The sequence below is a fragment of the Streptomyces hilarionis genome (genome assembly GCF_024539675.1).
GTDB classification, from domain to species: domain Bacteria; phylum Actinomycetota; class Actinomycetes; order Streptomycetales; family Streptomycetaceae; genus Streptomyces; species Streptomyces hilarionis.
The window spans coordinates 1-26,772 of sequence record NZ_JAHHIT010000132.1; the positions used below are offsets into that span (position 1 = coordinate 1).

Below are 26,772 nucleotides of genomic sequence, written 5' to 3' on the forward strand. Positions count from 1 at the left end.
GTGGTGAGCGGGCCGGGGGCTCAGCGGTTCTGGGGGGTGCGGGACTCGCGGTGGACGACCCGGCGGCGGCCGCGGAGCTGGGAACGGCGCGAGGGGTGCGGGACGGGCGGGTGCGCGGGCACGCCGGGCTTGTGCTCGGCGGGGGTCCAGTCGGGCTTGCCCATGACCATCAGCGGGTCGAACATCACGACGACGCCGGCGAGGCAGAGGAAGGCGAGGGGGCCGATCAGCATCGGGGCGAGGAGAGCGGCGGGCGAGTCGCCCACGGTCGGCGTCTCGGTGGTGTGCAGATGCACGCTCAGGGCGGTCATGCCGGTGTAGTGCATGCCGGTGACGGCCAGCCCCATGACCAGGCTCGCGCCCACGCTCCACAGAAAGCCCCTGACCTGCCCCGCGGCCCACAGGGCGGCGGTGGCGGCGACCATGGCTATGACGACGGAGGCGCCCACGGTGAACGTGTCGTACTCGAGGTTGCCGTTGAAGCGCATCCCCGCCATGCCCAGGTAGTGCATCGACGCGATGCCCAGGCCGGTGATCGTGCCCCCGGTGAAGAGCGCGGTCCCGGTCGCGCCCTTGTAGCCGACGATGAAGATCCCGACGCCCACCATGACGATGGCGACGCCCAGGCTGGCGTACGTCGTCGGTTTGTCGTAGTGGATCGGGGCGCCTTCGACCGTGAAGCCGATCATCGCGATGAAGTGCATGGTCCAGATGCCGGAGCCGATGGCAGCCGAGCCCAGAGCGAGCCACCCCGGGCGCCAGGAGTGCGCGACGAGCATGGCTCTGGTGGTGCAGCGCAGGCCCAGAGCACCGCCCAGGCAGGCCATGAGGTAGGCCACCAGCGGTGTCACGAGTCCGTAGCTGAAACCGTCGACCGTGCCGTGCATGCGCGGTTGCCCTTCGCCCTGTTGCCTGATCATCGAAAACGCGCCCGCCCACGACCGTCGAGCGCGGCCAAGGCTGAGAGAGAGTATGACCCCCACCGGAATGGTCGAACGATTTTCCGGCAAAGAAACACGGCCTTGCCGCACATGTGCGCCCGTGGTGACGGGCCCAGGACGTCTCCTTTCCGCCTGTGACCGTCCCGCGCTCCCCCGCCGTCCACTCTCTGCTGTCACAGTGGGGCTGTAGGTGATCGCACGATGCGAGGAGCACGCATGCACGCGCGCGTAGTTACCGCCACGGCCGCCGCGGCCCTGGGCTGCGTCGCCCTGCTGCCCCCCGTGCACGAGGTGAGGGCGGACACGGCCGTCCGCCCCTCGGTGATCGCCCACCGGGGCGCGTCCGCCTACGCCCCGGAGAACACCCTCGCCGCCGTCGACAAGGCCGCTTCCCTGGGCGTCCCCTGGGTGGAGAACGACGTGCAGCGCACCAGGGACGGCGAGCTCGTGGTGATCCACGACGACACGCTCCGCCGCACCACCGACGTGGAGCGGGTCTTTCCCGACCGCGCTCCGTGGAAGGTGAAGGACTTCACCGCGGCCGAGATCGCGCGGCTGGACGCGGGCAGCTGGTTCGACGCGGCCTACGCGGGCGCACGCGTCCCGACGCTGAAGGCGTACCTCGATCGGGTGGAGCGCCATCACCAGAAACTGCTCCTGGAGGTCAAGAACCCCGAGCTGTATCCGGGGGTCGAGCAGCAGATCCTCAAGGTGCTGGGCAACGAGGGCTGGCTGGACCGGCGGCATGTCACCGACCGGCTGATCGTGCAGAGCTTCAGCGCCGCCGGCCTGCGCACCGTGCACCGGCTGAAGCCCGGGGTGCGCACCGGACTGCTCGGCGCGCCGGCCGTGCGGAGCCTGAGCCGGTACGCCGGCTACGCCGATCTGATCAACCCGTCGCACACCGCTCTCACCCCGGCCTACGTCGACGCCGTGCACGCGGTGACCGGGCCGCACGGCGCGCCGATGCGCGTGTTCGTCTGGACCGTCGACGACGCCGCGACCGCCCGGACCGTCGCCGGGTACGGCGTCGACGGCGTCATCACCGACAAGGCCGACGTCGTGCGGCGCGCCCTGTACCGGCGCCAGGGCTGATCTCCGCGGACCAAGGCTGATCTTTCGGATCCTGCCCGGGGTCACGGGGCCCGGTCCGCCGGCAAGGCCCCGGCCGGGCGCGGGGCGGCGGCGCCGGGCGTTGTCAGTGCCGGGTCGTACCGTGGGGCACATGGACAGCGATGAGCAGTGCGCGCAGCAGGTGGTGTGGAGCGTCGTCGGCACCGACATCGGTCCGCTGTTGCTGGCCGCGACCCGCGAGGGCCTGCTCTGCGTCGTGTTCCACGCCACGGCCGCGGTGCGCGACAGGACGCTCGACCGGTTGGCGGGCCGGATGGGTGTGGAGCCCGTCGAGGCGCCGGACTCCCCGCTGCTGGCCGAAGCCGTGCGCCAGCTCGAGGAGTACTTCGCCGGGAAGCGGCGCGCTTTCGAGCTGCCGTTGGACTGGTCGCTGCTCTCCGGGGCCACGGGCTTCAACGGGCAGGTGCTGCGCGAACTCGCCTCCGGCGTTCCGTACGGTGCGGTCGTCGGTTACGGCGATCTGGCCGGGCGGGTGGGACAGCCGGGCGCGGCGCAGGCGGTGGGAGTGGCCATGGGCTCCAACCCCCTGCCGGTCGTCGTGCCCTGCCACCGGGTGGTCGAGCGGGACGGCGGCATCGGCGGGTTCGGCGGAGGTCTGGAGACCAAGCGGAAGCTGCTCGCTCTGGAAGGCGTCCTGCCCGAGCCGCTGTTCTGAGCACCGCGTGCGCTCCGTCATGCGCGGCAGGGCGGTGTCGTCCCCCACAGGTCGCGAGGGTTTGACCGGTCGCGCCGCTCGCCAGACATGAGGGGAGGCCGACGGACAGGAGGCGGACGCGTGGTGCTGGCGGTGTCGGAAGAGGTACGGGACGCGATCGACGCGCGTCGTCCCGTGGTGGCCCTGGAGTCCACGATCATCTCGCACGGGCTGCCGCGCCCGCGCAACTTGCAGGTGGCGCTGGAGCTGGAGGCGGTGGTTCGCGCGCAGGGCGCCGTGCCGGCGACGATCGCGGTGCTGGACGGGCGGCCCCACGTGGGCCTCGACAAGGGGCAGTTGGAGCGGGTCGCCAACGAGGACGGCTTCCGCAAGCTCGGCCATCGCGACCTGCCGCTCGCGGTGGCGCTGGGGGCGAGCGGCGCGACCACGGTGTCGGCGACGGCCCGGCTGGCGGCGCTCGCGGGGGTCCGGGTCTTCGCGACGGGCGGGCTCGGCGGGGTGCACCGGGAGTGGACGCTCACCCAGGACGAGTCGGCGGACCTGGGGCTGCTGGCGAGCACCCGGATCACGGTCGTGTGCGCGGGCGTCAAGTCGATCCTGGACGTTCCCGCGACGCTGCAACGGCTGGAGACCCTGGGCGTCGCCGTGGCCGGGTACGGCACCGACCGCTTCCCGGGGTTCTACCTCTCCGACTCGGGCCATCCCGTCGACTGGACGCTGCGGACGCCGCAGCAGGCGGCCGAGGTGATGCGCGCTCAGGACGCGCTCGGGGGGCGGGAGTCGGCGCTGATCGTCGCGAACCCGGTGCCCGAGGAGGAACAGCTCGATCCCGAGCTGCACGCGCGAGTGCTCGCCGACGCGCTGCGCGCGTGCGCCGAGGCGGGCGTGACCGGCCAGGGCGTCACGCCGTTCCTCCTCGACCATCTGGTCCGGCACACCGACGGCGCGTCCCTGAGCGCCAACCTGGCTGCGGTGCGCGGCAATGTGCGGCTGGCGGCGCGGATCGCGGCGGCGTGGTCCGAGGCATGACCGGCAGGCCGGAAACACCAGGCGGAGGGGGGCTCCTGGTCGTCGGGGACGTCGTGACGGACGTCGTCGCGCGGCATCGGGGGCCGCTGGCGCCCGGCACGGACACGGCGTCCGTGATCCGAACGCTGCCGGGCGGCGCCGGGGCCAACGTGGCGTGCTGGGCGGCGTACCGGGGATGTCCGGACGTGCGGCTCCTCGGGCGGGTGGGCGCGGAGGCGGCGGCCTGGCACGAGCGGGAGTTGATCGCCTGCGGGGTCCGGCCCCGACTCGTGATCGATCCGCACGCGGCCACCGGCACCGTCATCTGCCTCGTGGACACGGGAGCCGCCGCCGAGCGGACGTTCCTCACCGACAGCGGCGCGTCCCTGCGGCTCGACCCCGACGACTGGTCGGACGCCCTCCTCGACGGAGTCGGCCGACTGCACCTGTCGGGATATCTGCTGTTCTCGCGGACCGGGCGGGCCCTGGTGCGCACGGCGGCGGCTGCGGCACGCGCGCGTGGGGTGCCGGTGAGCCTCGACCCGGCGTCGGCGGGCTTCCTGGCGGAACTGGGCGTGGACCGCTTCCTGACCCTCGTCGAGCAAGTGGACGTGCTGCTGCCCAGTCGTGACGAGGCCGTGCTGCTGACGGGGCTGTCCGATCCCGCGCAGGCCGCGGCCGAGCTGAGCCGGCACGTCCCGCTGGTGGTGGCCAAGCACGGCCCGGACGGCGCGCTGGTGGCACGGGACGGCGTCGTCCTGGCGCGTGTCCCGGCCGTCGCGGCGACCCCGACGGACACCACGGGCGCCGGCGACGCGTTCACGGGAGCGTTCCTCGCCGCACTGCTCACGGGCGCCGACCCGGCGGCGGCCGCGGCACAGGGCTGCCGGGCCGGGGCGGTGGCCGTGGAACGCGTCGGCGGCAGACCGCCCGCCCTCGCCGACGCCACGGCGGCCACCACGACGCGGACGGCGCACGTCCGCTGAGGGTGCTGGAGGGGACGGGCGACGGGAGCTGCTTCGCCGGTGCGGGGCCCGGGTGGTGGCCGACGCCTGTGATGAAGCGACGGACGCGCTGCGCGGACGACCACCCGGCTGCCAAGCAGCCAACTACCCGACTACCCAGCCCCCCCGGCTCCCCCAATACCCGGATGATGACAGCTACCCCGGCTGCCCGGCAGGCGGGGCCTGGTTGCCTGGCCGCGAGCCGCGGAACACGGTCTATCCCTTGCGGCCCCATGCCGAGATCATCGGTGCGGTCGCCAGGTCCATGCTGCCGGAGGCGACATTGGCCAGGTGCTGGTCGATCTCCTCGTCGGTCGCGAGGCCCGCCTTGACGAGCTCGTCCCGGATCTGGCGGACCGTCGCGGATTCCAGGGCGGTGCAGGCCGGTGAGGTGAGGGGGAAGTAGGCGTCGGCCTCGACCCGGACGAGTCCGGCCTCGCGGAGCAGACGTGGGAGCTTGCGACCGTAGGAGAGGTCGGCGCCCCGGTCGGCGAGGAGCTGGCGGAAGCCGTGTCGCAGACGGTTCGCCAACCGCTGCTCGGGGCCGTGCTCGTCGGGGCAGAGCAGGGGTTGCAGGGCGGGGTCGGCGTCCTCGATCAGGAGCCGACCGCCGGGGCGGAGGGCCGCGACCATCGATCGCAACGCGCGCTCCCGATCGGGCACATGGACCAGGACGAGACGGGCGTGCACCAGGTCGAGCCCGTCCGCCGGCGGCTCGTCGAGGCCGAGGTCGTGGACGCGGACCTCCACCGGCGGGCGGGCCACCGACCGCAGGCGGGAGGTGTCGATGTCCGTCGCGAGGACCTTGCCCGTCGGTCCGACCTTCTTCGCCAGCCAGGACACCACGGAGGGGCCGCCCGCGCCCGCCTCCCAGCAGCGCCACCCCGCACCGATCCCGAGTCCGTCGAGATGGCGGAACGTCGTGGGATCGAAGAGGGCGGCGAAGGCGTCGAAGCGTTCCCCCGCCTCCGGCCGCCGGTTGTCGAGGAGGTATCCGTCGGATCGCGTCATGCGGCGATCATCCCAGTCGTGCGACGTGCTGAACGTGGTCGACGCGGCCGCAGACCCCGCTCCGTGAGCCCCATCGCCGCTGCGGCGACCTGGCCGGAATCCTGTGGTCGTCCGGCCTCGTGACGAGCGAAGTCCCGTTGTCCACAGCCGGGAACAAAACGGAACCCTCCCTTTCCACAGGCTTACGCAGGACGTGGCCGGGCCTGGCAGACTGGCGCGCCAGGGCGCAGGAATGCGGCACGAGGAGACCACGCGAGGAGACCCAGATGACCATGGCGGGGAATCTGCGGAAGGTCGCCGACTTCGGCAAGGTCGGCGGTCTGCGCAGGGTGGCGCGGCTCGGCCGACGGCGTCCGCGGGTCGACCTGAGCCATCACGCCCGCTCCCCGTTGGGGTCGTCCGTGGTGAACTGCGTGACGTATCAGGACGGTGTCCGGGCCCCGCGCGGCGGAGACCTGGTCGACACGGTGGAGCGGGTGCGCAAGAGCGGGCACGGGTTCGTCTGGCTCGGCCTGCACGAGCCGACCAACGACGAGTTCGCGGGCATCGCCGAACTCTTCGACCTGCACCCGCTGGCGGTCGAGGACGCCGTCGAGGCCCATCAGCGGCCGAAGGTCGAACGCTACGGCGAGGCGCTGTTCGCGGTGTTCAAGACGGTCTGCTATGTCGAGCACGAGGAACTCACCGCGACGAGCGAGGTCGTCGACACCGGGGAGATCATGGTGTTCGTCGGCCGGGACTTCGTGATCACGGTGCGCCACGGACGGCACGGTTCGCTGGGCCCGCTGCGTGAGGCGCTGGAGTCCGACGCGGCCCAGTTGGCGAAGGGCCCGTCGGCGGTGCTGCACGCCATCGCGGACCATGTGGTCGACGACTACCTCAACGTCATCGACGCGGTGCAGGCGGACATCGACCAGGTCGAGACGGACGTGTTCGCGGAGAACGGCGCTCGGGTCGACCCCGGGCGCATCTACCAGCTCAAGCGGGAACTCCTGGAGCTGAAGCGGGCGGTGGTGCCGCTCGGCCGGCCGCTGCTGGATCTGGCGGACCGGCCGGTCCGGGTGGTCGACCCGGAGATACAGGCCTACTTCCGGGACGTGTCCGACCACCTGCTGCGCGCCACGGAGCAGATCGCCGCCTTCGACGAACTGCTGAACTCGATCCTCCAGGCACATCTGGCGCAGGTCACGGTCGCGCAGAACGAGGACATGCGCAAGATCACGGCATGGGCGGCGGTGATCGCGGTGCCGACGATGGTCTGCGGGGTGTACGGCATGAACTTCGACCACATGCCGGAACTGCACTGGAGGTTCGGCTACCCCCTGGTCATCGGCGTGATATCCGTGGCCTGCTGGGTCCTGTACCGCGGCTTCCGGCGCAACGGCTGGCTCTGAGGAGCCGCGCGCACCGCCCGTTGCGCTTTCGGGGCTTCGGGCCTTCGGGCCTTCGGGCCTTCGTCTCCGGTTCCTCGTCTCGCGGTACGCGGCTCGCGGGTCACGGGTCACGACTCGCGACTCGCGACTGCCGGCCCCCTGCCAGCCGGCCGCCGACTGTCGGCTGTCGGCTGTCGGCGTCAGGCGGAGAAGCCGACGATCTTCTGTGGGACGACGCGGATGATCACGCGGACCTCGTCGTCCTTCTCCGCAGGCGGGTCGATGCCGAGGTACTTGTGCGACAGCTCGTGCGGGAGGCGCTTGCCGGGGTCCGGCAGGATCTCGGCGACGCCGCGGATCTCGACCGAGGTGTAGGGGTTCGCGAGGTCGAACACGGAGAGGCTGACGCGGGCGTCCCGACGGAGGTTGCGCACCTTCTGACGGCCGTCCGTCGACGAGAAGACGACGGTGTCGTCCTCGCGTTTGATCCAGACCACCGAATTGTGCGGGGCGCCCCCGGGGCCCAGGGTGGCCACGCTCGCGAAGTTCTTGCCGTCGAGCAGCGCGCGCACCGGCTCGGCGAAACGGACGCGAGCAGCCGAGTCCACGGGAACGGCGGACGCGGCCGAGGGGACAGCGGTGGCGGAGGGGGCAGCGGTTGAAGCGGGGGAAGCGCCTTCGGAGATCGACATGGCACCACCGTAGTTACATGCACATGCATTTAAAAGAGTTGAGGCGGGGCGAGATTCAGCCACTCCACGCCGGATGGCGGGGGTCGTCCGCGCGTACGAGGACATCGGCCGTGGCGGCCGGGTCGGTCTCCTGGTCGTAGCGCTCGAAGGCGGGCAGCGTCCAGCGGTCGGCCTCCGGCGTGCGCCGTCGCAGGGCCGCGGGTGAGAGCAGTACGTGAACGCTCAGGTCGAGGGGGAACCAGTGCCGCAGCAGGAAGGGACCGTGCAGCAGGAGGAGGCCGCCGGGGGCCAGCGGGACATAGGGGCTGCGGGTGGCGCGGTCGGTGACGGGATCGTGGAGGTCGGGCAGGACGCGCCCGTTGCCGTCCGCTTCGAGGGGATTGAAGACCTCTCGCCACAGCGCGCCGGTGTCGAACCAGCCGTCGTAGTAGGCCTCCACGTCCTGGCGGCCGTATTCCAGCCGGAGGGAGGCCGGCCGCAGAAAGCCGTGCGTGTCCACCACCAGGGAGGGGCGGCCACGGGTGCGCAGGGCCTCGGCGACGCGCGACGCGAGCTCGCCGGGGCGAGCGGCCGGGGCTCCGTCGAAGGCGACGCGCGGCCAAGGGCTGCCGTCGCCCGGCTTCAGGTCGAGCAGCCGCTCGGCGAGGAGGTCGCCGAGCCGTTCCCAGGTGATCGCTTCGAGTCGCACACGGCCCATGATGCGTCAGGCGCCGGTCGATATGCGCGGAAGACGGAGCTCGGGGCTCGGGGGCAAAGGTCGGAGGTCGAGGATCGGGGGCTCAGAGGTGGGTGGAGGGCCGGTTCGGCAGTGGGTCGGTCCTTCGGTACGGAGGGGCGGACAGGGCCCGGCTGTTGGCCGGGTGCCGGGACGTCCGCCCTGGGGAATGAAGCCCGTATGGCACCCGCAGACCGCATTGCCCCCGCGTCGCACGGCCGGTTCGTCGTCGTCCAACCGCTTCGGCGGAAGCTCTGCGCCGGGTGCCGTCGCGGGCCGTTGGCGATGCTCGTCCTGGAGGACGCCGCGCCCCGGTGCCTCGACTGCGCGGACCTCGGGCACCTGGTGTTCCTGCCGCGCGGTGACACGGCGCTGACCCGCAGAGCACGTGAGGAGAGCGGCCTGTCGGCGGTGGTGGTCCGGTTCAACCGGCGCAAGGGGCGCTACGAGCGGCAGGGCGTCCTCGTCGAGGAGCCCGCGCTCGCGCGGGCGGAGGACCGGTGCCTCGCGGACGCCGAGGCAAGGCGGCGGCGCCGGATCCGGGACGCGCGGCGACGGGCCGCGCAGGACATGCGGTTCGCGGAGGCGTTCGCGGCGGAGATCCTCCGGTTGTTTCCCGGTTGCCCGGAGGACCGGGCGCACGGGATCGCCGCGCACGCCTCGCTGCGGGGCAGCGGCCGGGTCGGTCGCAGCGCCGCCGGTCGGGCGCTGACCGAGGGGGCCGTCGTCTCGGCGGTCGTGGCGTCCGTACGCCATCTCGACACGTCGTACGACCGGCTGCTGATGAGCGGGCTGCCGCGCTACGAGGCCCGGCGGCAGATCGCTGCCGACGTGGAGGCGCGGTTGCGGTCGTGGCGGGACGAGCCCCGGAGGCCCGGCGGGCGGAGCGAGGATCGCGCGACGCCTGCGGCTTCCCGCTGAAGCCGTGCGCAAGGCCCTGCGGGCGGCCGTGCGGGCAGGCTCGGCGGGCGCGCAGACCGACGTGCTGTTCGGCCACGGTCACCGATCACGGTCAGGATTTCACTTGAGGTGACGAAGCGTTGCGGGCAAGATCTCCGCTCGACAGTGGGAGTTGACGTTTTCATGATCGATGGACCGTATCCGGTGCTCGCGATCCTGGGCGCGCTGGCGACGGGATTGATGGCCGGGCTGTTCTGCGCCTTCTCGGTCCTGGTGATGCGCGGGCTCGCCGCGCTGCCGGCCGCGCAGGGCGTGGCGGCGATGAACGCGATCAACTCCTCGGCGATGGCGCCGGCCTTCATGGTCCTCTTCCTGGGCGTGGCCGTCCTGTGCGCGATGATCGCCGTCGTGACGTTCGTCCTGTGGCCGGCCCACGGGACGGTGCATCTGCTGCTGGGCAGCGCGCTGTATCTGTGCGGCGCGTTCGGTGTGACCGTGGTGGCGAACGTCCCGCGCAACGAGGCCCTGGCGAAGGCGGCGCCGGGCGCCCCGGAGGCCGTCGCCTACTGGCCGACCTACCTGCGCGAGTGGACGAGATGGAACCACGTGCGGGCGGCGGCCTCCGCTGCCGCGGCTCTCGTCTACACCCTCGCCCTGATCTGATCAGGTCAGGTCAGGGCGAGGCCGTAGGTGAGGTCAGGTCAGGTTTGATCCTGATCTTGATCTCTGCCGATTTGCTGGAATCGATCCTGATCGCCATCCGATCGGAGAACTTCGGCGAAAGCGCTGTCCCTCCACTCTGCGTGGGCGGCCGACGGCACGTATCGTGGCGGAAGAGTGCCGCCCGATGACGCTCGGCCTGTCGCACGCGTACGCGAGGAACACGCCCATGGCCGATCCCAAGGGATTCATGACCACACCCCGCCAGGACTGGCCCCGCCGGCCGGTCGAGGAGCGGGTCCGGGACTGGGACGAGGTGTACGTCCCCGGGGCGCTGCTGCCTCTGATCAGCGAGCAGGCCGACCGTTGCATGGACTGCGGGATCCCGTTCTGCCACGAGGCGTGTCCGCTCGGCAACCTGATCCCCGAGTGGAACGACCTCGTCTCGCGGGAGGACTGGCGGGCCGCGAGCGATCGGCTGCACGCGACGAACAACTTCCCCGAGTTCACCGGCAGGTTGTGCCCGGCGCCGTGCGAGGCCGGGTGCGTCCTGGCGATCAACCAGCCCGCGGTGACCATCAAGAACGTCGAGGCGGCCATAGCCGACCGGGCCTGGGCCGACGGGCTCACGCCGCCGCGGCCACCGGACCGGCTCTCGGGGAAGACGGTCGCCGTCATCGGTTCCGGGCCCACGGGACTGGCCGCGGCTCAGCAGCTGACCCGGGCCGGGCACACGGTCGCCGTCTACGAGAAGGACGACCGGATCGGCGGGCTGATGCGATACGGCATCCCCGAGTTCAAGATGGAGAAGCATCATCTGGAGCGGCGGATCGAGCAGATGCGGGCGGAGGGCACGAAGTTCCGTACGTCGACCACCGTCGGGCGGGACGTCATGGCCGGGGATCTGCGGACCCGCTACGACGCCGTCGTCATCGCCACCGGCGCGACCGAGTGGCGGGAACTGCACGTCCCCGGGCGGGAGTTGACCGGGATCCAGCAGGCCATGGAGTATCTGCCGCTGGCCAACCGGGTGTGCGCGGGCGACCTGGAAGCGTCTCCGATGTCCGCCGCGGGCAAGCACGTCGTCATCGTCGGCGGCGGCGACACGGGGGCCGACTGCCTGGGCACGGCGGTGCGCGAGGGCGCCGCCTCCGTCACCCAGCTGGACATCTACGCGCAGCCCGGCCCGGAACGCGACGAGGACGCCGACCCCTGGCCGACGTATCCGAAGATCTACCGGCTCTCGGCCGCGCACGAGGAGGCGCGCGACCTGGAGTCCGCGCCGGCGGCGGACGCGGACGCCCGGTTGTTCGCGGCGTCCACGCTCCGCTTCACGGGCGACGCGACCGGGCATGTGCGGTCACTGCACCTCGTCGAGGTGGACGCGCGGCGACGGCCGGTGGAGGGCACCGCCCGGGCGCTCCCCGCGGACCTCGTGCTGCTCGCCCTCGGCTTCTCCGGACCCGACCGGGAGGACGGACTCGTCGAGCAGCTCGAGCTGTCGCTGGAGCCGCGTGGCACGATCGCGCGGGGCGGCGACTTCCAGACGAACGTCCCGGGCGTGTTCGCCGCGGGGGACGCGGCGCGCGGACAGTCGCTGATCGTCTGGGCGATCGCGGAGGGCCGTGCGGTGGCGGCCGCCGTCGACCGCCATCTGACCGGGAGTTCACGACTGCCGACGCCGATCGGGCCCTACGACCGGCCGATGAGCGTCTAGGGGGCCCGCGCGGACCGCCGGAGCCCTGGACCGCCGGACCCCTGGACCGCCGGACCCCTGGACCGCCGGACCGCCGGACCGCCGGACCGCCAGACCGCCGGACCGCGACCATGATGTCCCGCTCGGCCTCACGCTCGGCCGACGGAGGGGATCGAGCTCGTCGGCACACTCCGAGCGACCGACATGTCGACGTATTGATCCAGCCGATCGGTCCGGCCGCCTGGCCCGGCCCGGCCGCGCAGACCGGCCCGGCCGCGCAGACCGGCCCGGCCGGGCAGATTGGTCTCTGCTTGATCTCTGCCACGCCGACAGACTCCATCGCCACAGATCGGCACCGATCTGCACTGGTCGGCACTGATCGGCACTGATCGGCGCTGATCGGCACTGAACGGCACTGAACGGCATCGGTGAGTCCGGCCCGCGCCGGTGGGCCCGACCGGCGTCGACGCATCCGGCCGGCTGCCCAGGAGACCGCCTGTAGGGTGCGTTTTCATGGGAGATTCGTGGGTCGATTCCGCGGAGCGGATCGGCGCCGACCTGCACTTGGAGCCTGCCGGGCCGGGCGGGCGGCGTGCTGCCCTGATCCGGGCGCTGCGCGAGGCGGTGCGCAGTGGTCGACTCGCTCCGGGAACCCGGCTGCCGCCCTATCGTTCACTCGCCGCCGACCTCGGCGTGGCCCGCAACACGGTGGCCGACGCGTACGCGGAACTGGTCGCCGAGGGATGGCTGACCGCCCGGCAGGGATCGGGCACCCGGGTCGCCGACCGTGCCGCCCCGTTGCGCCGCACCGAACGCTCGCCGGTCAGGGCGCCCGCACGCGCGCGTGGCCCCCGGCACGACCTGTTGCAGGGGACGCCGGACGCGTCGTCGTTCCCGCGCGCGGCATGGCTGGCGTCCTACCGGCGGGCCCTACAGCAGGCGCCCAACGAGGTGTTCGGCCCCGGCGATCCCGCCGGCCGCCCAGAGCTTCGCGAGGCGCTGACGGAGTACCTCGCCCGCGCGCGGGGTGTGCGCACCGAGCCCGGGCGCGTCGTGATCTGCTCCGGCTTCGCCCACGCACTGCGTCTGCTGTTCGCCCCTGGCGGCGCGGGCCTGCGCGGTCCGCTGGCCGTGGAGGCGTACGGACTCGGGTTCCACCGCGAGCTGCTGGCGGCGGCCGGCGTGCGCACGGTGGCGCTGCCGCTGGACGAGGACGGCGCGCGCGTCGACCGGCTGGGGCGCGAACGGGCCGTCCTGCTCACCCCCGCGCACCAGTTCCCCACCGGCGGACCCCTGCACGCGGGCCGCCGGACCGCCGTCGTCGACTGGGCACGCGCGCGTGGCGGGCTGCTCGTCGAGGACGACTACGACGGGGAGTTCCGTTACGACCGCAGGCCCGTCGGGGCGGTCCAGGGGCTCGATCCGGACCGGGTGATCTACATCGGCTCGGTGAGCAAGAGCCTGTCGCCGGCGGTGCGCCTGGGCTGGATGGTGCTGCCCGAGCGACATGTCGACGGCGTTCTCGCCGCGAAGGGCGAGCGGGAGGCCTGGGCGAGCGTCCTGGACCAGCTGAGTCTGGCCGACCTGATCGCGTCGGGGGCGTACGACCGTCATGTGCGGCGTATGCGGCAGCGCTATCGCGCGCGCCGGGACCGGCTGGTCGAGGCGCTCGCCGACCGGGCGCCGCACGTCGAGGTCACCGGCGTGGCGGCCGGTCTGCACGCGGTGCTGCGACTGCCGCCCGGCACCGAGCGGTCCGTGCTGGAGGCGGCCGCCGCACAGGGTGTCGCGCTGGACGGCTTGTCCGCCTTCCGGCACCCGTCGACGGACCTGGCGGCCCACGACGGCCTCGTCGTGGGTTACGCGACGCCGTCGGAGCACGCCTACGGCGCGGCGTTGGACGCCCTGTGCCGGGTCCTGTCGTCCGCACCCGCACCACCGCGCCCCGGCCCCGCCTCCGGGTGACACGCACGGCCCTCCGCCCTCTCCCCTGCCCGTCAGGGCGCGGGCGACAGCCCGGCTCGTCGAGCGGGTTGCCGCCCTCGGGCACGGCGTCGCGGAACAGCGCGACGCCGACCGCGTGCCTGGGAACGGGTCACACGTGACGTGATCAATTCAGTACCGGATACAGCAATTCAGCAGAATCAGCGGTGAGGCAACAACGAATAATCAGCAACCAACGACGAGCAACCAGTTACCGGCAATCAGTAACCGATCATCAGCGATCAGCAACGGGGAGGGAGCAAAACGACGGGGTCGGTCCGGGGACGGGAAGAACGCCAAGGAGGACGGAAAGGGAGACGAAAGAGAGAAAAGGGAAAAGAGGGGCAGGGAAAAGGAGCCGGCGTCGACGGGGCCGGTGGGTTCGTTCAGGAGAGCAGGAAGTCCGCCTCTCCCGCCTTGGCCCCCTGGATGAAGGCTGTCATCTCGTCGGAGGTGTAGATCAGGGCCGGCCCGTCGGGGTCGGTCGACTGGCGGACGGCGATCCGGCCGTCGGCGAGCTTCATGGCTTCCAGGCAGTTGCCTCCGTTGCCGCCGCTCCACGGCTTGTGCCAGCCCTCGCTGCCCAGGTCCCGGGCGGGCATGCCGTTGTAGATCCGCTGGGCGCGGCCTCGCGGCCTGGACTGGGTCTTGATGCGGTCCATTCACAACTCCTTGCGGAGATCCCGGAGGATCTCCTTCGTGCGATGTGCTGTAGCGGCCTGCGCCGCCATGCGGTCCATGACCTCGAGGTGGGTCGCCACCTCGGTGCGCGCGTCGAGGTAGACGGCACCGGTCAGGTACTCGCTGTAGACCATGTCCGGAAGCTCCGGCATGGCGAATCGGAACAGCACGAAGGGCCCGTACGTGCCCGGATGCGGCCCGTTGGCGAACGGGGCGACCTGCAACGTGATATTGGGCAGCTTCGCGGCCTCGAGCAGTCTGTCGATCTGCCCGCGCATCACCTCCGCGGCGCCGACCGGGCGGCGCAGCACCGTCTCGTCCATCACGACCCAGAGCCTGGGCGCGTCCTCGCGGGTGAGCAGGCTCTGACGCTGTATGCGCAGGTCGACCAGGCGCTCGATGTCCTCCGGCCGGGTCTGGCCGATGGCGCCGGACCTGAGCACACCGCGCGCGTAGTCCTCGGTCTGGAGCAGTCCGGGGACGAAGTGGGGCTCGTACTGGCGGATGAGGGCGGCTGCGCCCTCCAGGCTGACGTGCATGGAGAACCAGCCGGGCAGGACGTCGTGGAACCGCTGCCACCAGCCGGGCCGGTTCGCCTCCTCGGCGAGCCGGACGAAGCCGTCCGCCTCCTCGTCGGTGATCCCGTAGGCCTTCAGCAGCAGCTGGAGGTAGGGGATCTTGAGGCTGACCTCGGCCATCTCCATACGGCGTACGGTGGCGGGCGCGACGCGCAGGATGCGGGCGGCCTCCTCGCGCTTGAGCCCGGCGCGTTCCCGCAGGTCCAGCAGACGCCGACCGAGGACGACCTGTCCGACCGTCGGCGCGGACCGCGGTTCGCTCACGCTCCACCTCCACGAAAGAGTCCGGCCGGCCGCGCGCGGGCGCCTCACGGGCCCCGGTCCGGCCGGTCACGAAAAGAATCCCGACAGCCCTACGGCGCCCGTCGGGGACCGGTCGGACGATCCGTGCGAATGGGTACGGATCTCCGTTGATCCCGACAGGCGCCGTTCAACGTGCTGTTGCGAGCAGTGTGCCACGGCCCTCCACCGCGTCACACCGCACTCTGCAATTTTCAGAGTGACACTTGCCAAGTGTTCATGGCGGGGCGATAGTGGCAAGCGTGATTCCGTCCGCGCCCTTAGGAACAGACGCCGCCGCAGGCCGCCCCCAGGGTCTCGGTGCCAGCGCGGGAGCAGGCCCTGACCAGGCCGCTGCCGAGCGCCGGTTCCGATTCGAACTGGCCGCCCATCCGGGTTCCCCCGCCCAGGCCAGACGCCTGACGAGGGCCCGGCTGACCGGCTGGTCGGTGTGCGAGGACACCTGTGACACCGCCGTCCTTGTCGTCTCCGAACTGGTCACCAACGCGATCGTGCACACCGCGAGCGACGTAGTCGTCTGCGAGCTGCACGACGGCGACGACCTGGTCCGCATAGCCGTGCGGGACCGGGGCTGCTCGCCGGACGAACCCCATCCCTCCCCGCAGCGTCCCGAGGAGGAGCACGGGAGGGGGCTGCTGCTCGTCGAGGCGCTCTGTCACGCCTGGGGCGCGCAGGAGAACGGGCTCGGCCTGCTGGTCTGGGCCGACCTGCGCCGCACGGCCGACGTCCCGCGCGATCCCGACGAAGCCCGCGGCGACCTCGGCCGCTCCCCCGCCGCCGACGCCCGCCACGCCGGCCTCGACGAGTTCGTCGACGCCCTGGACGGGTCCCCCGACGGCTCGTGCGAGCCGCACCGCGACACGGACGAACCCCGCATCGATCCGCGCAACGACCTCGGCTGGGGCGCCCGTCCGAAGCCCGGCGGTCCCGAGGACGACTCGGACGACGACGACCGCCCCGAGCAACGGCGCCGGACTCCGAGCGCCGCGCCCGTGCCCCGGCCGCGCATCACCGCCCCGGCCCCCGCGGAGGGACTGCTCCCGCGTGTCGCGCCGCAGTGGCACCGCACCGCCGACCACCACGGAACCGACGGCCGGGACGCGTGGACGCCCGGCCACCCCGCACCCGCCCTGCCCCTCGGGCACGGCGGCGAGCGGGGGCGGACATGACGACCGTGCCCGGCCGGGCGCCCCTCCTCACTCTCGACACACTCGTACGCCTGAGGCGTGGGCTGGGCGCCGACCGCCTCGCCGAAGCCGCGCGTCCGTTGGCCCTGCCCGACGGCATGACGGCTCCCCTGGGCTGCGACGCCGTCTCGGTCCCGGCCCGGCTCGGACGACTGCTCATGCCGCGGCTGCAACGCACGGGATGCGTCTACGCCGACCGGACGCACTGGTGGTGGCTGGTGCCGTCGGACTCCGACTACGCGCTCGATTGGCCTGCCCCCGCGCAGTACGTCACAGGCGCGATTCTCCCGGACGCCTCGCGCGCCCCCGAGCTGATCCACCGACCGGACGGCACCCTTCCGTACACGCCGCCGATTCCCCTGTATCTGACCCTGTGCCGTCTGACGGGCGCGACGCCCACCTGGTCACGGCCCATCAGCGCCTGATCCGCACGCGTCGCACCACCTCCCCGGGCGGGCGACGACACCGGCCCGGCGCACGCCCGCGCGTCCCGCCTTCCCCCTGCTGCGCCCTGCCCCCGCCCTGTCCCGCCCCGCGATAGTGGCCGTCGTCCGGCTAGCGCGATCGGGAGGGCCGACGGTGGGGCAGGCACGACAGCGGGAAGAGGCACAGGGCCAGGAACAGCGGCAGAAACGGCGGCGGAGACAGAGACGAACGCGGGGGCAGGAGCGGGCGAGCGCGCCGCCGCAGACGGACGACGCCGGGGCGAATGAGCGGACCAAGCAGGCGGATCGGGCGAAAGACACGCGCCGAGCGGAGCAGGCCGCCGCGCGACGGAGGACCGAGCGGACCGACGCCGCAGAGCAGACCGACGCCGCAGACCGGCCGGACACGGCAGACCGGCCGGACACGGCAGAGCAGGCGGACACGGCAGAGCAGGCGGGGGCGGCGCCGCGGGCGCGGAGGGCCGGCAAGTCGGGCGAGGGCGCGGAACGGGACGTCTCCGAGTCGGAGCACCTGCTGTTCGGGGGACCGCTGCGCTACGACATGGGCTGGAACCAGCACACGGACGCGTTCCTCGAGCTGAACATGCGCGCCATGGTCACCCGACTGCCCTCCCTGCTCGTCGCCGGCCTGCGCCTGGCCCGGCAGGCCGACCCGGCGGCCGCCCGGATCGTCCTGTCCGCCGAGATCGCCCGGGGCGTCACGCAGGCGGTCGCCCTGCTCGCGATGAACACCGTGCTGGGGCGGCTCGTCACCGGCGGCCCGATCGACGAACGGCTGCGCGGCGCCTTCCCCGCCCTGGCCGTGATGGCCGCCGTCCTCCTGACCGGAACGCTGCTGCGGGCCGCGTCGACGTACGCCACCGGCCGGCTGGAGCCCAAGGTGGAGCGGGTGGCGACCGAGCTGTACCTGGAGCGGGCGGCCGCGGTGGAGCTGGCCGCGATCGAGGACCACGCCTTCCACAAACTGCTGGACACCGCTCAGTACGGGGCCCGCTCCAGCCGCTACATGATCAGCCACGGCACGCGCGTGGTGAACGCGATGATCTCGCTCGCCGCGTCGGCCGGCGTGCTCACCGTGCTGCACCCGCTGCTGCTGCCGTTGCTGGTGACGATGACGCTGCCCAGCGCCTGGAGCGCCCTGACGAACGCCCGGCGCCGCTACGAGTCGTTCCACACCTGGGTGCAGCACGCGCGCGCGGGTCACCTGATCGCCGGTCTGCTCACCGAGCCGGAGGCCGCACCCGAGATCCGCGTGCACGGGGTCGGGCCCTTCCTGTTGCGGCACTTCCGCGCGATGTCGGAGACCGCGGAGGCGGAACAGGCCCGGCTGGCCCGCCTCGCCGCCCGCACCGGACTGATCGCGGCCACCTGGACGGGACTGGCGACGCTGGCCACGTACGCCACGCTCGGCGGACTGCTGCTCACCCACACGATGGCGCTGGCGGTGGCGGGCACAGCCGTGATCGCGATCCGCGGCGGCTCGGCGAGCCTGAACACCCTCGTCCTGGAGGTCAACCAGCTGCATGAGGAAGCGCTGTTCGTGGGCGATCTGCAACGGCTCTACGTGGAGGCGGCCGAACGGGCGATCCCGGTCGGCGGCGACGCCCTGCCCGACGACCCGCGCGAGGTCCGCTTCGAACACGTCACCTTCGGCTACCCCGGCGAGTCGGCGCGCCCCGCCCTGGACGACGTCACGCTCTCCCTGCCGCTGGGCCGCATCATCGCGCTGGTCGGCGAGAACGGCTCCGGCAAGACGACCCTCGTGAAGCTGCTGGCCGGGCTCTACAAGCCGGACCGGGGGCGCATCCTGTGGGACGACGTGGACGCCGCGGGCGCGGACCGGCACGCGCTGGCCGAGCGCATCGCCATGGTGGCGCAGGACTTCAAGCGGTGGCCGTTCACGGCCCGGGTCAACGTGGCCGTGGGCCGCTCCGCCGCGCCGCTCACCGAGGAGCGGATGGCCGCGTCGATCGCCGAGGCGGGCGCGGAGGAGGTGGTCGCCGATCTGCCACGCGGCCTGGACACCCTGCTCGCCCGCCACTTCAGCGGCGGCCACGAGCTGTCCGGCGGCCAGTGGCAGCGCCTCGGCATCGCCCGCGCGGCCTACCGGCGCGGGCGCATCCTCATCGTGGACGAGCCGACGGCGGCCCTGGACGCACGCGCCGAGCTGGAGGTGTTCGAGAAGATCCGCGCGCTGGCGGACAGCGGCCAGACGGTCGTCCTGATCACCCACCGGCTGGCGTCGGTGCGGCACGCGGACCTGGTGCACGTCCTGGACCAGGGCCGGCTGGTGGAGTCCGGAACCCCGCAGGAGCTGCTGGCGGACGGTGGCGTCTACGCCGAGCTGTACGCACTCCAGGCCGAGCAGTTCACGATGCAGACGCCCGCCCCGTCACAGGCGGGCTGACCGCTCACCGCGGGGCGTCGCCGCCCCGCACGACCACCAGGAACGTGTCCGAGGCGAGGTCCATGACGACCTCGGCGGCCAGCCCCTCCATGCGCCGGGCGTGCGCGAACTCCTCCGCCGGCCACGAGCCGCGCGGCCCGCCCGCGGGAAAGCGTTCGAGCACCGTTCGCCCGTTCACCATCTCGCCACCTACCTCCGATAAGCGTGGTGCTTGTAGGAGTTAACGCTCTTGGGAGGTGGAACGCCTCGGGCAGTTGCGGGACTGAGACGTAGTTGACACGGGTTCAGCGCGGAGCGTGAGAATCCGGTCACCTTGCGAACATCTCGGACACCGTTCGTGTCAGTAGTCGTACTCGTCGTGATATCGGACCGGGGTGCCCGCCCCGTCCCCCGGCCCGACCCCCGACGCCGTCAGCTCCAGCAGACCGACGACCGAACCGAGCCGGCCGAGGCCGCCAGGGAGCGCCCCGCACATCCCGAATCGCCCGGATTCGTCGTATGCGTTGGGGTTCGCGCACGCCCCGTCCTCCTCGTACGTCGAGTAGGTGTGGAAGACACGGTCGCCCTCGCGCAGGAAGCAGCTGATCCCGGCCCGCTCGACGAGGGTCCCGTCCCGGCGCAGCGTCGCCTCGAAGTCGTCGTTGAAGTCGTCCTCGTAGGAGGAGTACCAGGGCAGGGCCCAGCCCATCCGCGCCTTGAAGGGCAGGATCCCGGTGAACGGCGCCCGGGAGACCACGGCGAACGACGTGTCGCGCGCGTGCAGGTGGGCGAGATGGCCCACCTGGTCGAGGAAGGCTGAGCAGCCCCGGCAGCCCGCATCCCACTCGGGCGCGAACATGAAGTGGTGGACGACGAGTTGCCGACGGCCGCGGAACAGGTCGACAAGCCCCGCCTTGCCGTCGCCGCCCTCGAAGACGTACTCCTTCGCGACCTCCACCACGGGCAGCGTCCGCCGCGCGGCGTTCACGGCCTCCCGCGCGCGTGCCAGCGCGTCCTCCTCGGCCCGCAGTTCCCCGAGCGCGGCACGCCACTCCTCGCGCGAGACGACTCGCGGTAGCTCCGGATACGTCATGGCTGCCCCTTCCGCACAACGGTCCGTCGCGGGGGAAGACCTGCGGGCGGCGCGGAACTCATCGCCGTCGCCGAACGTATTTCAGACGTCCCCGCCGGACCGCGGCGACGCGACGCGGTCGGCGGAACCGCTCCGCGTCACCCGGCCGGCCGCGGCCGTGGCGCGGGCTCCGGCAGCCCCACCCGCCGCCGGCCCTCGGCGAGTTCGTCGAGGAGCTCGGTGAGCTGCGCGCGGTGCCGGTCGGTGAGCCGTCCGGTGTCGTCGAGGTGCACGGCGCAGGCGGTGGTGGTGTCGACGAGCCGTTCGAGGACGGCCGCGACCTCGTCGGTGCCCTCCGTGTGCCGGGCCACCGCGGGCAGTTCGTGAGCGGCCAGGGCGCTGGCGGTGCGGGCCTCGGCGAGCGTGCGGTAAGCCTCGCGGCGCAGGGTCCAGCGGGTGGCACGGTCGTCGGAGCCGCCGACACCGGCGGGACCGTCGACACCGGCGGGACCGTCGAAGGCCGCCCCGGGACCGTCGAAGGCCGCGTCGGGACCGTGGTGGCCGAGGCGGCCGGTGGAGGCCTCGGAGCGGGCATGGCCGAGAGGAGCTCCGGAGGCAGGGCCACGGGAGGCGTGGCCGTCGGAGGCGCGGGAGCCCGCGAGTGCGGCCGAGCCGGTCGAGGAGTCCGGCCCGGCCGGGGCTGTCGAGGCGGTCGGGGCTTCGGAGTCGGCGAGGACGTGCACCAGGTAGGCGTGCGCGGCGTCGGCGGCCGCGGCGAGTCGGGCGCGCACCTGCCCGCCCCGCTCCCCCGGCATCGGCAGATGCCCGACGACCAGGACGATCGCACAGGCCAGCAGGGTCTCCGCGATGCGCGCGGCGGAGGCCTGCGGCTCCCCGCCCACCATCACCAAGGACAGCACGAGCACGGTGGCGACGGCCGTCTGCGCGGCGAAATGCCGGATCGACACGGGGATGAGCGCCCCGCACAGCGCCACCAGCGCCACCAGGCCCCCTGGCCGGGGCAGCACGGCGGCGAAGCCGGCGAAGAGCAGCGCCCCCAGTACGGTCCCCGCCGCCCGGCACAGCACCCGTGACACCAGCGGACCGAGGTCGGGCTTCACCAGGAACACGGCAGTGGCGGGCAGCCAGTACCAGTGGGTGTGCCGGCCGTACCACTGGGAGTGGTACAGCGCCTGCGCGACGGCGGCGCTGGCCCCGAACGACAGCGCGACGCGCAGTCCGTACTCGCGTCCGCCGGCCCCGAGAGCGGCGCGCAGCAACGCGCGTGTGCCGCGCCGACGGGTGTGCAGCTCGCCCCCGCCTCCCTGGTCGAACGCGTCGGCGGCGTCCAGCAGGGCGTCGTCGAGGGCACGCAGAGCGGGCCCGGACCGCGACGGCGCGGGCAGCGGCCCGGGGGGCCGGTTCTCGCGCACGGCGGCGGCGAGCCGTCGGGGTCCGACGGAGGACCGTTCGGCCAGGGGCTCCCCGGCCCAGGCGAGCGCCGTCGCCGCCTCGGCGAGCGGCAGCGCGGCCGCGTACTGGGCGTGCAGCCTCCGCTCGGCCGAGGAACTGGCGTAGCGCCGCAGCCGGGGGCCCGCCAGGGCGTCCTGGGCGTGGTCGAGGGCGGCGGTGAGCGCGGCGCGACGGGCGAGGGCGTCCTCGGCGCCGGCCGCGTCGATGAGCTCAGCGACGGCGTCGTAGACCCGGGCCACCGCGTCACGCTCCCCGTCGAACCGGAAGTCCCCCGTCATCGCGCCGGGCGTGGGCAGCGCCAGCCGCAACGCGAGCAGCCAGCCCGCCCCGGCGAGAAAGGCGAGGGCGCAGGCCCAACCGGGGTCGGGCACCGGCATGCCCGCGCCGATCGCCGCGCCCACCAGCAGTTGCGTCCCCGCCCCGGAGGCCACCGGTCCCACCGCGCTCATCCTGCCCGCGAGCAGCCCGAGGCCGGTGAGGACGGCGGTCAGCACGACGGCTCCCACCCGGTCCCCGACGTACACCCCGACCAGCAGTCCCGCCGCTCCGGCGAGCGCGGGCGCCCCGAGCCGCCTGACGGAGACCCGTCGGCTGCCGGGCCGGTCGTTCATCCCGGCCAGCATCGCGGCGACCGCGGCGACCACCCCGAGCGAGGTGCGGTCGACGAGCACGGCCACCAGCAGCAGGGGCCCCGCCGCCAGGGCCCCACGCGTGACGGCGCTCCAGGGCACGGGCCCGCGCTGGGCCCGCAGGGCATGCGCCAGCCAGGGCGGCAGAACGGAGTGTGCGCGAGCGGGAAGGTGCGGGCGCGGTGACACGGAGCTCCTGTCGTGACGAGGGCGGGGTGCGCCTTCGGGCGACGGTGGCCGGGGCGGTCAGCTGTGGCTGAACTTCCACCGTAGGCGGTCGGCCCCCGCAGAACGGGCCGGTTGCGTTTCAGCGAGGTGACGAGTGCGCCGATTCCCGGGTTCTTTATGAACGCAACCCCGCACCGGGGAGGGGGCGGAGCGGGACGCGCCGCGCCCGGAATGGTTCGGCGGTGATCCGCCGCGCAGTGATTGTCAGTGGCGCGCGCTTCAATGGGAGGTGTCGTCACAGAGCGTCACGACCGAGTGCGGCAGGGGGAGCGAGCCTTGGCGAAATACGAGGAGGACGGGCGGCGGTACGTATCGCTGGCCGGGCTGCGGATGCGCGGATGGACGGGCCCGCTGGTGCACCGTCTGCTGGGGCCGCCCGACCGCCTCAGCGTCGACCCCCGTGCGCGGGCCGCGCCCCACCTGCGTCTCTACCGCGTCGAACGGGTCGAAGCGGCCGAGAACGGCGCGGAGTTCCGCGCGGGGCGCATCCCTCAGGCGCGCGGACACGAGGAATCCCCGTGACCGCGACCCTCCCGAATATCCGTAGCGGTCGGGAGCCGCCGTCCGCCTAGACTCTGCCGACCCTCCGGACACGGACACGTGTCCGAACGACGCACGCACCGAACACGAAACGGGGAGAACGACCATGGTGAGCAGACGTGGACTGCTGAGCGGAGCCGCACTCGTGGGAGCCGGCGCGATGACCGGCGTGATCGGCGTCGGAGCCGGGACCGCCGCCGCGGACGCCCCGCTCGACACCCCCTTCACACCGGTCGACGCACCGCACCTCGTCGAGGCCGAACAGATGGTCCGCTACCAGCGGCTCCTGGCAGCCGGATACCTCCCCACCGGTCTCAGCGGCCACTGGCCGCTCGACGGCTCGGGCGCGGACCGCTCCGGCCTCGACCACCCCGTCTCCCTCGGCGCCGGCGCCCGCTGGACGACCCTGCGAGCCGGCGGCGAACTGACCCTGGACGACGCGTATGCCGCGACCGCGTCCGTGCTGGACACCACCGCCCCGTTCACCGTCTCCGCCTGGGTACGGCTGGCCGACGACGCCGTCCTCACGAACATGTACACGGCCGTCAGCCAGGACGGCGCCACCTGCAGCCGCTTCCTCCTCCAGTACGACGACGCCGCCCACGCCTGGGCCTTCAAAGTCCGCGCCGAGGACCAGAGCGCCAAGATCTCCGCTTTCGCCACCACCGCACCCCAGCCCGGCAAGTGGACCCACCTGACCGGAGTATGGGACGGCGCCCGCATCCACCTCTACGTCGACGGCACCCTCCAGGGCAGCGCCGACGCGACCCTGTCCTGGGCCGCACCGCAGGGCTTCAACATAGGCCGCGCCCGCTGGAACGGCGCCTACGTGAACCAGTTCAGGGGCTCCGTCGACGACGTCCGCGCCTACGACCGCGCCCTCACCGCCGCCGAGATCCACCTGATCAGCGGCGCCACCGCCCGCGACAACAACGTCTACCTCGTCGGGTCCTCGTCCACCCTCACCTGGGGCACACCCGACGACCTGTCCAGCTGGATCGCCAGGGCACGCTGCTCGTCGTTCCTCACCCGGGTGCTGAAACACACCTACGGGTGGGCCTCCGACGACTACTTCACCCAGTACTTCCAGGACCGCATCCCCGAGGCGGCCGACTACCGGCACGCCTTCACCGACGGCACGGCCGGTCCGCGGTTCCGGCGCGTGAAGAAGGTCGCCGACCTGCGCCCCGGTGACCTCGTCGCGGTCGACTACGCCGGCCAGGTCCCCGACAACACCGGCCACATCGTCATGGTCCGTGAGGTCAAGGGCGTCTTCACCGGCGTCGCCGACTTCACCGGCGAGACCCAGTACGCCGTCGAGGTGATCGACTGCACCGCCGAACCGCACGGCGTGTACGGGCTGACCAACTACCCGAAGTACCCCGACACCCGCATGGTCGCCCTCGCCCAGGAAGAGCAGCTCGAAGGCGTCGGCATCGGCCACATGATGTTCTACGCCTCCCAGAGCACCGGCGAGTTCACCCGCTACCGGTGGAGCGTCAACACCGCCCGCGACAGCGCCTATCCGGTCGCCTCACGACCGATCGCCGCAGCCCGCATCAGCTGACGGACCCCGGTCGGGCGACCCCGGAAGCCTCGTCCTCGAACGACCGCTCGCCCGACCTCACCGACCAGCACCACCTGCCACCTGCCACCCGTCACCCGTCACCCGTCACCCGTCACCCGTCACCCGCCGATCTCACCGCTGGACGTCACCGTGCGGCATAGCCGTCCGTGGCCGCCACCAGCGCCTCCGCCACGCCCCGCCCCCTCGTGCCGTGCCCCGCGTGATCGACGACGATCAACTCACTGCCCGCCCAGGCGTGATGAAGCCGCCAGACGATCCCCAGGAGGTTCCCGAAATCGAGACTGCCCTGCACGAGAGTGCCGGGCACACCCTCGAGGAGGTGGGCGTCGCGCAGAACGGCGTCCTCCCCGTCCAGGAAGTGACCGTTGCCCCAGTAATGGGTCACCGTACGAGCGAAACCCGCCCGGAACACCGGGTCCTCGAACCGCTCGACGGACCTCGGCGGCGCCGGGATCGTCGCCGTCTCCCAGTCCGTCCACGCCCGCGCCGCCCGCTCACGCACACCGGCATCGGGCGACTCGAGCAGCCTGTTGTACGCGGCCGCGAGACTGCCCTCCCGTGCCGCACCCTCCGGCACCTCCGCCACGAAGCGCTCGAACGCCTCCGGGAACACCTTCCCCAACCCGCGGGTCAACAGCTCCACTTCGGCGTTCGAACCGGTCGCGACGCCGGTCAGCACCAACTCGCTCACCGCAGCCGTACACGTCTGCGCGTACCGCAACGCCAGCACCGACCCCCACGACACACCCCACACCAGCCACCGTTCGATCCCCAGACTTACTCGCAGCAGTTCGAGATCGGCCACGAGGTGCGCCGTCGTGTTGACGCTCATGTCGGTGCCGTACACGCTCGCGTGCGGGGTGGACCGGCCGCAGCCGCGCTGGTCGAGCAGCACGATCCGGTAAGCGGCGGGGTCGAACAGCCGCCGGGAGTACGGGGTCGTCCCGGAACCCGGCCCGCCGTGCAGCACCAGCGCGGGCTTGCCGCGGGGATTCCCGCAGGTCTCCCAGTACACGCGGTTGCCGTCCCCGACGTCCAGCATGCCGTGCTCGTACGGTTCGATCTCCGGATACAGGCCCATCGCGACACCGTACGATTCCGGCGGCGCCGCCGTCGCACGGATTTCACCGGCCGGCGGCCCCGGCGCTCTCGGCGGCCGTGCGCAGCACATCCCGCAGCATCTCCGGGGTGAGCCGCCCGGTGAAGGTGTTGCGCTGGCTGACGTGGAAGCAGCCGAAGACGTCCACACCACCACCGCCGCCCGGATCGTCGAGCGTCACCCGCACCCCGTGCCCGAACGCCGGCCGCGGCCTGGGCACACTCCAGCCCGCCTCGGCGAACGCGGGCAGCGCGGCCTGCCAGCCGAAGGCTCCGAGCACCACCACCGACCGCACCGTCGGCCGCAGCAACCGGAGCTCCCGCACCAGCCAGGGCCGGCACGTGTCCCTCTCGCCGGGGGTGGGCTTGTTGGCCGGCGGCGCACAGTGCACGGGCGACGTGACGCGCACCCCGTACAGCTCCAGTCCGTCGTCGGCGGCCACGGACGTGGGCTGCGAGGCCAGCCCCACGTCGTACAGCGCCTGGTACAGCACGTCCCCGGAGCGGTCCCCCGTGAACATGCGGCCCGTACGGTTGCCGCCGTGCGCCGCCGGAGCGAGCCCGACGATCAGCAGCCGGGCGTCGGACGGTCCGAATCCGGGCACGGGACGCCCCCAGTACGTCCAGTCCGCGAAAGCCGCCCGCTTCGTACGGGCCACCTCCTCACGCCACTCCACCAACCGAGGACACGCCCGGCACCCAGCGATCCGGCCGTCGAGCACCTCCAGAGCAGAAGTCGCAGGGGCAGGCTCGGAGGCGGGGGCGGGGGCAGCCTCGGAGGCAGGAGAAGGGGC

The 26,772-nt window shown here is 72.7% G+C and carries 25 protein-coding genes; 14 read left to right on the top strand and 11 right to left on the bottom strand.

Annotated elements, in window-relative coordinates; genetic code table 11:
- Positions 1 to 20: 20 nt before the first annotated feature.
- Positions 21 to 887, bottom strand: coding sequence for an MHYT domain-containing protein (locus KMS84_RS28195; RefSeq protein ID WP_256919277.1), 867 nt, complete (start codon positions 885 to 887; stop codon positions 21 to 23).
- Positions 888 to 1,157: 270 nt separating this feature from the next.
- Here KMS84_RS28195 and KMS84_RS28200 point away from each other — a divergent pair, with 270 nt between their 5' ends.
- The 4 genes from KMS84_RS28200 to KMS84_RS28215 all read left to right on the top strand — a co-directional run bounded on the left by KMS84_RS28200 (position 1,158) and on the right by KMS84_RS28215 (position 4,724).
- The gene (locus KMS84_RS28200; protein WP_256919278.1) at positions 1,158 to 2,036 is read left to right on the top strand and encodes a glycerophosphodiester phosphodiesterase; all 879 of its coding nucleotides are present in this window, start codon (positions 1,158 to 1,160) and stop codon (positions 2,034 to 2,036) included.
- 130 nt (positions 2,037 to 2,166) lie between these two features.
- Complete coding sequence (locus tag KMS84_RS28205; protein ID WP_256919279.1) at positions 2,167 to 2,730, top strand: methylated-DNA--[protein]-cysteine S-methyltransferase; 564 nt, start codon at positions 2,167 to 2,169, stop codon at positions 2,728 to 2,730.
- A gap of 123 nt (positions 2,731 to 2,853) precedes the next feature.
- Positions 2,854 to 3,759, top strand: coding sequence for a pseudouridine-5'-phosphate glycosidase (locus KMS84_RS28210; protein WP_308287988.1), 906 nt, complete (start codon positions 2,854 to 2,856; stop codon positions 3,757 to 3,759).
- On the top strand, positions 3,756 to 4,724 hold the full coding sequence (locus KMS84_RS28215; protein WP_256919281.1) for a carbohydrate kinase family protein: 969 nt from the start codon (positions 3,756 to 3,758) through the stop codon (positions 4,722 to 4,724). Before KMS84_RS28210 ends, KMS84_RS28215 begins: the two co-directional genes overlap by 4 nt.
- A 234-nt stretch (positions 4,725 to 4,958) precedes the next feature.
- On the opposite strand, the gene KMS84_RS28220 is transcribed toward KMS84_RS28215, so the two are convergent.
- Positions 4,959 to 5,753: a methyltransferase gene (locus KMS84_RS28220; protein ID WP_256919282.1), complete on the bottom strand. Its 795-nt coding sequence runs from the start codon at positions 5,751 to 5,753 to the stop codon at positions 4,959 to 4,961.
- Positions 5,754 to 6,019: 266 nt separating this feature from the next.
- Here KMS84_RS28220 and KMS84_RS28225 point away from each other — a divergent pair, with 266 nt between their 5' ends.
- The gene (locus KMS84_RS28225; RefSeq protein WP_256919283.1) at positions 6,020 to 7,147 is read left to right on the top strand and encodes a magnesium and cobalt transport protein CorA; all 1,128 of its coding nucleotides are present in this window, start codon (positions 6,020 to 6,022) and stop codon (positions 7,145 to 7,147) included.
- A 179-nt stretch (positions 7,148 to 7,326) separates the two neighbouring features.
- Here KMS84_RS28225 and KMS84_RS28230 read toward each other — a convergent pair whose 3' ends face one another.
- Both KMS84_RS28230 and KMS84_RS28235 read right to left on the bottom strand, forming a co-directional pair.
- Positions 7,327 to 7,818: a PPOX class F420-dependent oxidoreductase gene (locus tag KMS84_RS28230; RefSeq protein ID WP_256919284.1), complete on the bottom strand. Its 492-nt coding sequence runs from the start codon at positions 7,816 to 7,818 to the stop codon at positions 7,327 to 7,329.
- Positions 7,819 to 7,873: 55 nt separating this feature from the next.
- A complete protein-coding gene (locus tag KMS84_RS28235) occupies positions 7,874 to 8,515 on the bottom strand; it encodes a nucleoside/nucleotide kinase family protein (protein WP_256919285.1) in 642 nt (213 codons plus the stop codon).
- Positions 8,516 to 8,713: 198 nt separating this feature from the next.
- Here KMS84_RS28235 and KMS84_RS28240 point away from each other — a divergent pair, with 198 nt between their 5' ends.
- The 4 genes from KMS84_RS28240 to pdxR all read left to right on the top strand — a co-directional run bounded on the left by KMS84_RS28240 (position 8,714) and on the right by pdxR (position 13,754).
- Positions 8,714 to 9,454, top strand: a complete 741-nt coding sequence (locus KMS84_RS28240; RefSeq protein ID WP_256919286.1) for a DUF2293 domain-containing protein — start codon at positions 8,714 to 8,716, stop codon at positions 9,452 to 9,454.
- 162 nt (positions 9,455 to 9,616) lie between these two features.
- Positions 9,617 to 10,096, top strand: a complete 480-nt coding sequence (locus KMS84_RS28245; protein WP_256919287.1) for an anthrone oxygenase family protein — start codon at positions 9,617 to 9,619, stop codon at positions 10,094 to 10,096.
- Between the two features lie 226 nt (positions 10,097 to 10,322).
- The gene (locus KMS84_RS28250) at positions 10,323 to 11,810 is read left to right on the top strand and encodes a glutamate synthase subunit beta (protein ID WP_256919288.1); all 1,488 of its coding nucleotides are present in this window, start codon (positions 10,323 to 10,325) and stop codon (positions 11,808 to 11,810) included.
- Between the two features lie 492 nt (positions 11,811 to 12,302).
- A complete protein-coding gene (pdxR, locus tag KMS84_RS28255; protein ID WP_256919289.1) occupies positions 12,303 to 13,754 on the top strand; it encodes a MocR-like pyridoxine biosynthesis transcription factor PdxR in 1,452 nt (483 codons plus the stop codon).
- A gap of 404 nt (positions 13,755 to 14,158) precedes the next feature.
- On the opposite strand, the gene KMS84_RS28260 is transcribed toward pdxR, so the two are convergent.
- Entirely contained in the window at positions 14,159 to 14,434 is a 276-nt protein-coding gene (locus KMS84_RS28260; protein ID WP_256919290.1) for a DUF397 domain-containing protein, read from the bottom strand.
- Positions 14,435 to 15,295, bottom strand: a complete 861-nt coding sequence (locus KMS84_RS28265; RefSeq protein WP_256919291.1) for a Sco1979 family transcriptional regulator — start codon at positions 15,293 to 15,295, stop codon at positions 14,435 to 14,437.
- Between the two features lie 278 nt (positions 15,296 to 15,573).
- On the opposite strand from KMS84_RS28265, the gene KMS84_RS28270 reads away from it, so the two are divergent.
- The 3 genes from KMS84_RS28270 to KMS84_RS28280 all read left to right on the top strand — a co-directional run bounded on the left by KMS84_RS28270 (position 15,574) and on the right by KMS84_RS28280 (position 19,371).
- Positions 15,574 to 16,500 carry an ATP-binding protein gene (locus tag KMS84_RS28270; RefSeq protein ID WP_308287987.1) on the top strand — a complete coding sequence of 309 codons (927 nt, stop codon included), beginning with the start codon at positions 15,574 to 15,576 and terminating at the stop codon, positions 16,498 to 16,500.
- Positions 16,497 to 16,943, top strand: a complete 447-nt coding sequence (locus KMS84_RS28275; protein WP_256919292.1) for a hypothetical protein — start codon at positions 16,497 to 16,499, stop codon at positions 16,941 to 16,943. Before KMS84_RS28270 ends, KMS84_RS28275 begins: the two co-directional genes overlap by 4 nt.
- A gap of 562 nt (positions 16,944 to 17,505) precedes the next feature.
- The gene (locus KMS84_RS28280; RefSeq protein ID WP_256919299.1) at positions 17,506 to 19,371 is read left to right on the top strand and encodes an ABC transporter ATP-binding protein; all 1,866 of its coding nucleotides are present in this window, start codon (positions 17,506 to 17,508) and stop codon (positions 19,369 to 19,371) included.
- A 4-nt stretch (positions 19,372 to 19,375) separates the two neighbouring features.
- Here KMS84_RS28280 and KMS84_RS28285 read toward each other — a convergent pair whose 3' ends face one another.
- The 3 genes from KMS84_RS28285 to KMS84_RS28295 all read right to left on the bottom strand — a co-directional run bounded on the left by KMS84_RS28285 (position 19,376) and on the right by KMS84_RS28295 (position 22,713).
- Positions 19,376 to 19,552, bottom strand: a complete 177-nt coding sequence (locus KMS84_RS28285; RefSeq protein ID WP_256919293.1) for a DUF8839 family protein — start codon at positions 19,550 to 19,552, stop codon at positions 19,376 to 19,378.
- A 159-nt stretch (positions 19,553 to 19,711) separates the two neighbouring features.
- Positions 19,712 to 20,443: a DUF899 domain-containing protein gene (locus KMS84_RS28290; RefSeq protein ID WP_256919294.1), complete on the bottom strand. Its 732-nt coding sequence runs from the start codon at positions 20,441 to 20,443 to the stop codon at positions 19,712 to 19,714.
- Between the two features lie 137 nt (positions 20,444 to 20,580).
- Complete coding sequence (locus tag KMS84_RS28295) at positions 20,581 to 22,713, bottom strand: FUSC family protein (RefSeq protein WP_438818992.1); 2,133 nt, start codon at positions 22,711 to 22,713, stop codon at positions 20,581 to 20,583.
- 315 nt (positions 22,714 to 23,028) lie between these two features.
- Here KMS84_RS28295 and KMS84_RS28300 point away from each other — a divergent pair, with 315 nt between their 5' ends.
- Entirely contained in the window at positions 23,029 to 23,274 is a 246-nt protein-coding gene (locus KMS84_RS28300; protein WP_256919296.1) for a hypothetical protein, read from the top strand.
- Positions 23,275 to 23,398: 124 nt separating this feature from the next.
- The gene (locus tag KMS84_RS28305) at positions 23,399 to 24,859 is read left to right on the top strand and encodes a LamG domain-containing protein (RefSeq protein ID WP_256919297.1); all 1,461 of its coding nucleotides are present in this window, start codon (positions 23,399 to 23,401) and stop codon (positions 24,857 to 24,859) included.
- A 145-nt stretch (positions 24,860 to 25,004) separates the two neighbouring features.
- Here the strand turns inward: KMS84_RS28305 and pip are convergent, their stop codons facing one another.
- Positions 25,005 to 25,961: a prolyl aminopeptidase gene (gene pip, locus KMS84_RS28310; protein WP_256919298.1), complete on the bottom strand. Its 957-nt coding sequence runs from the start codon at positions 25,959 to 25,961 to the stop codon at positions 25,005 to 25,007.
- Between the two features lie 43 nt (positions 25,962 to 26,004).
- Complete coding sequence (locus KMS84_RS28315) at positions 26,005 to 26,706, bottom strand: uracil-DNA glycosylase (RefSeq protein WP_256919300.1); 702 nt, start codon at positions 26,704 to 26,706, stop codon at positions 26,005 to 26,007.
- Between the last annotated feature and the right edge of the window lie 66 nt (positions 26,707 to 26,772).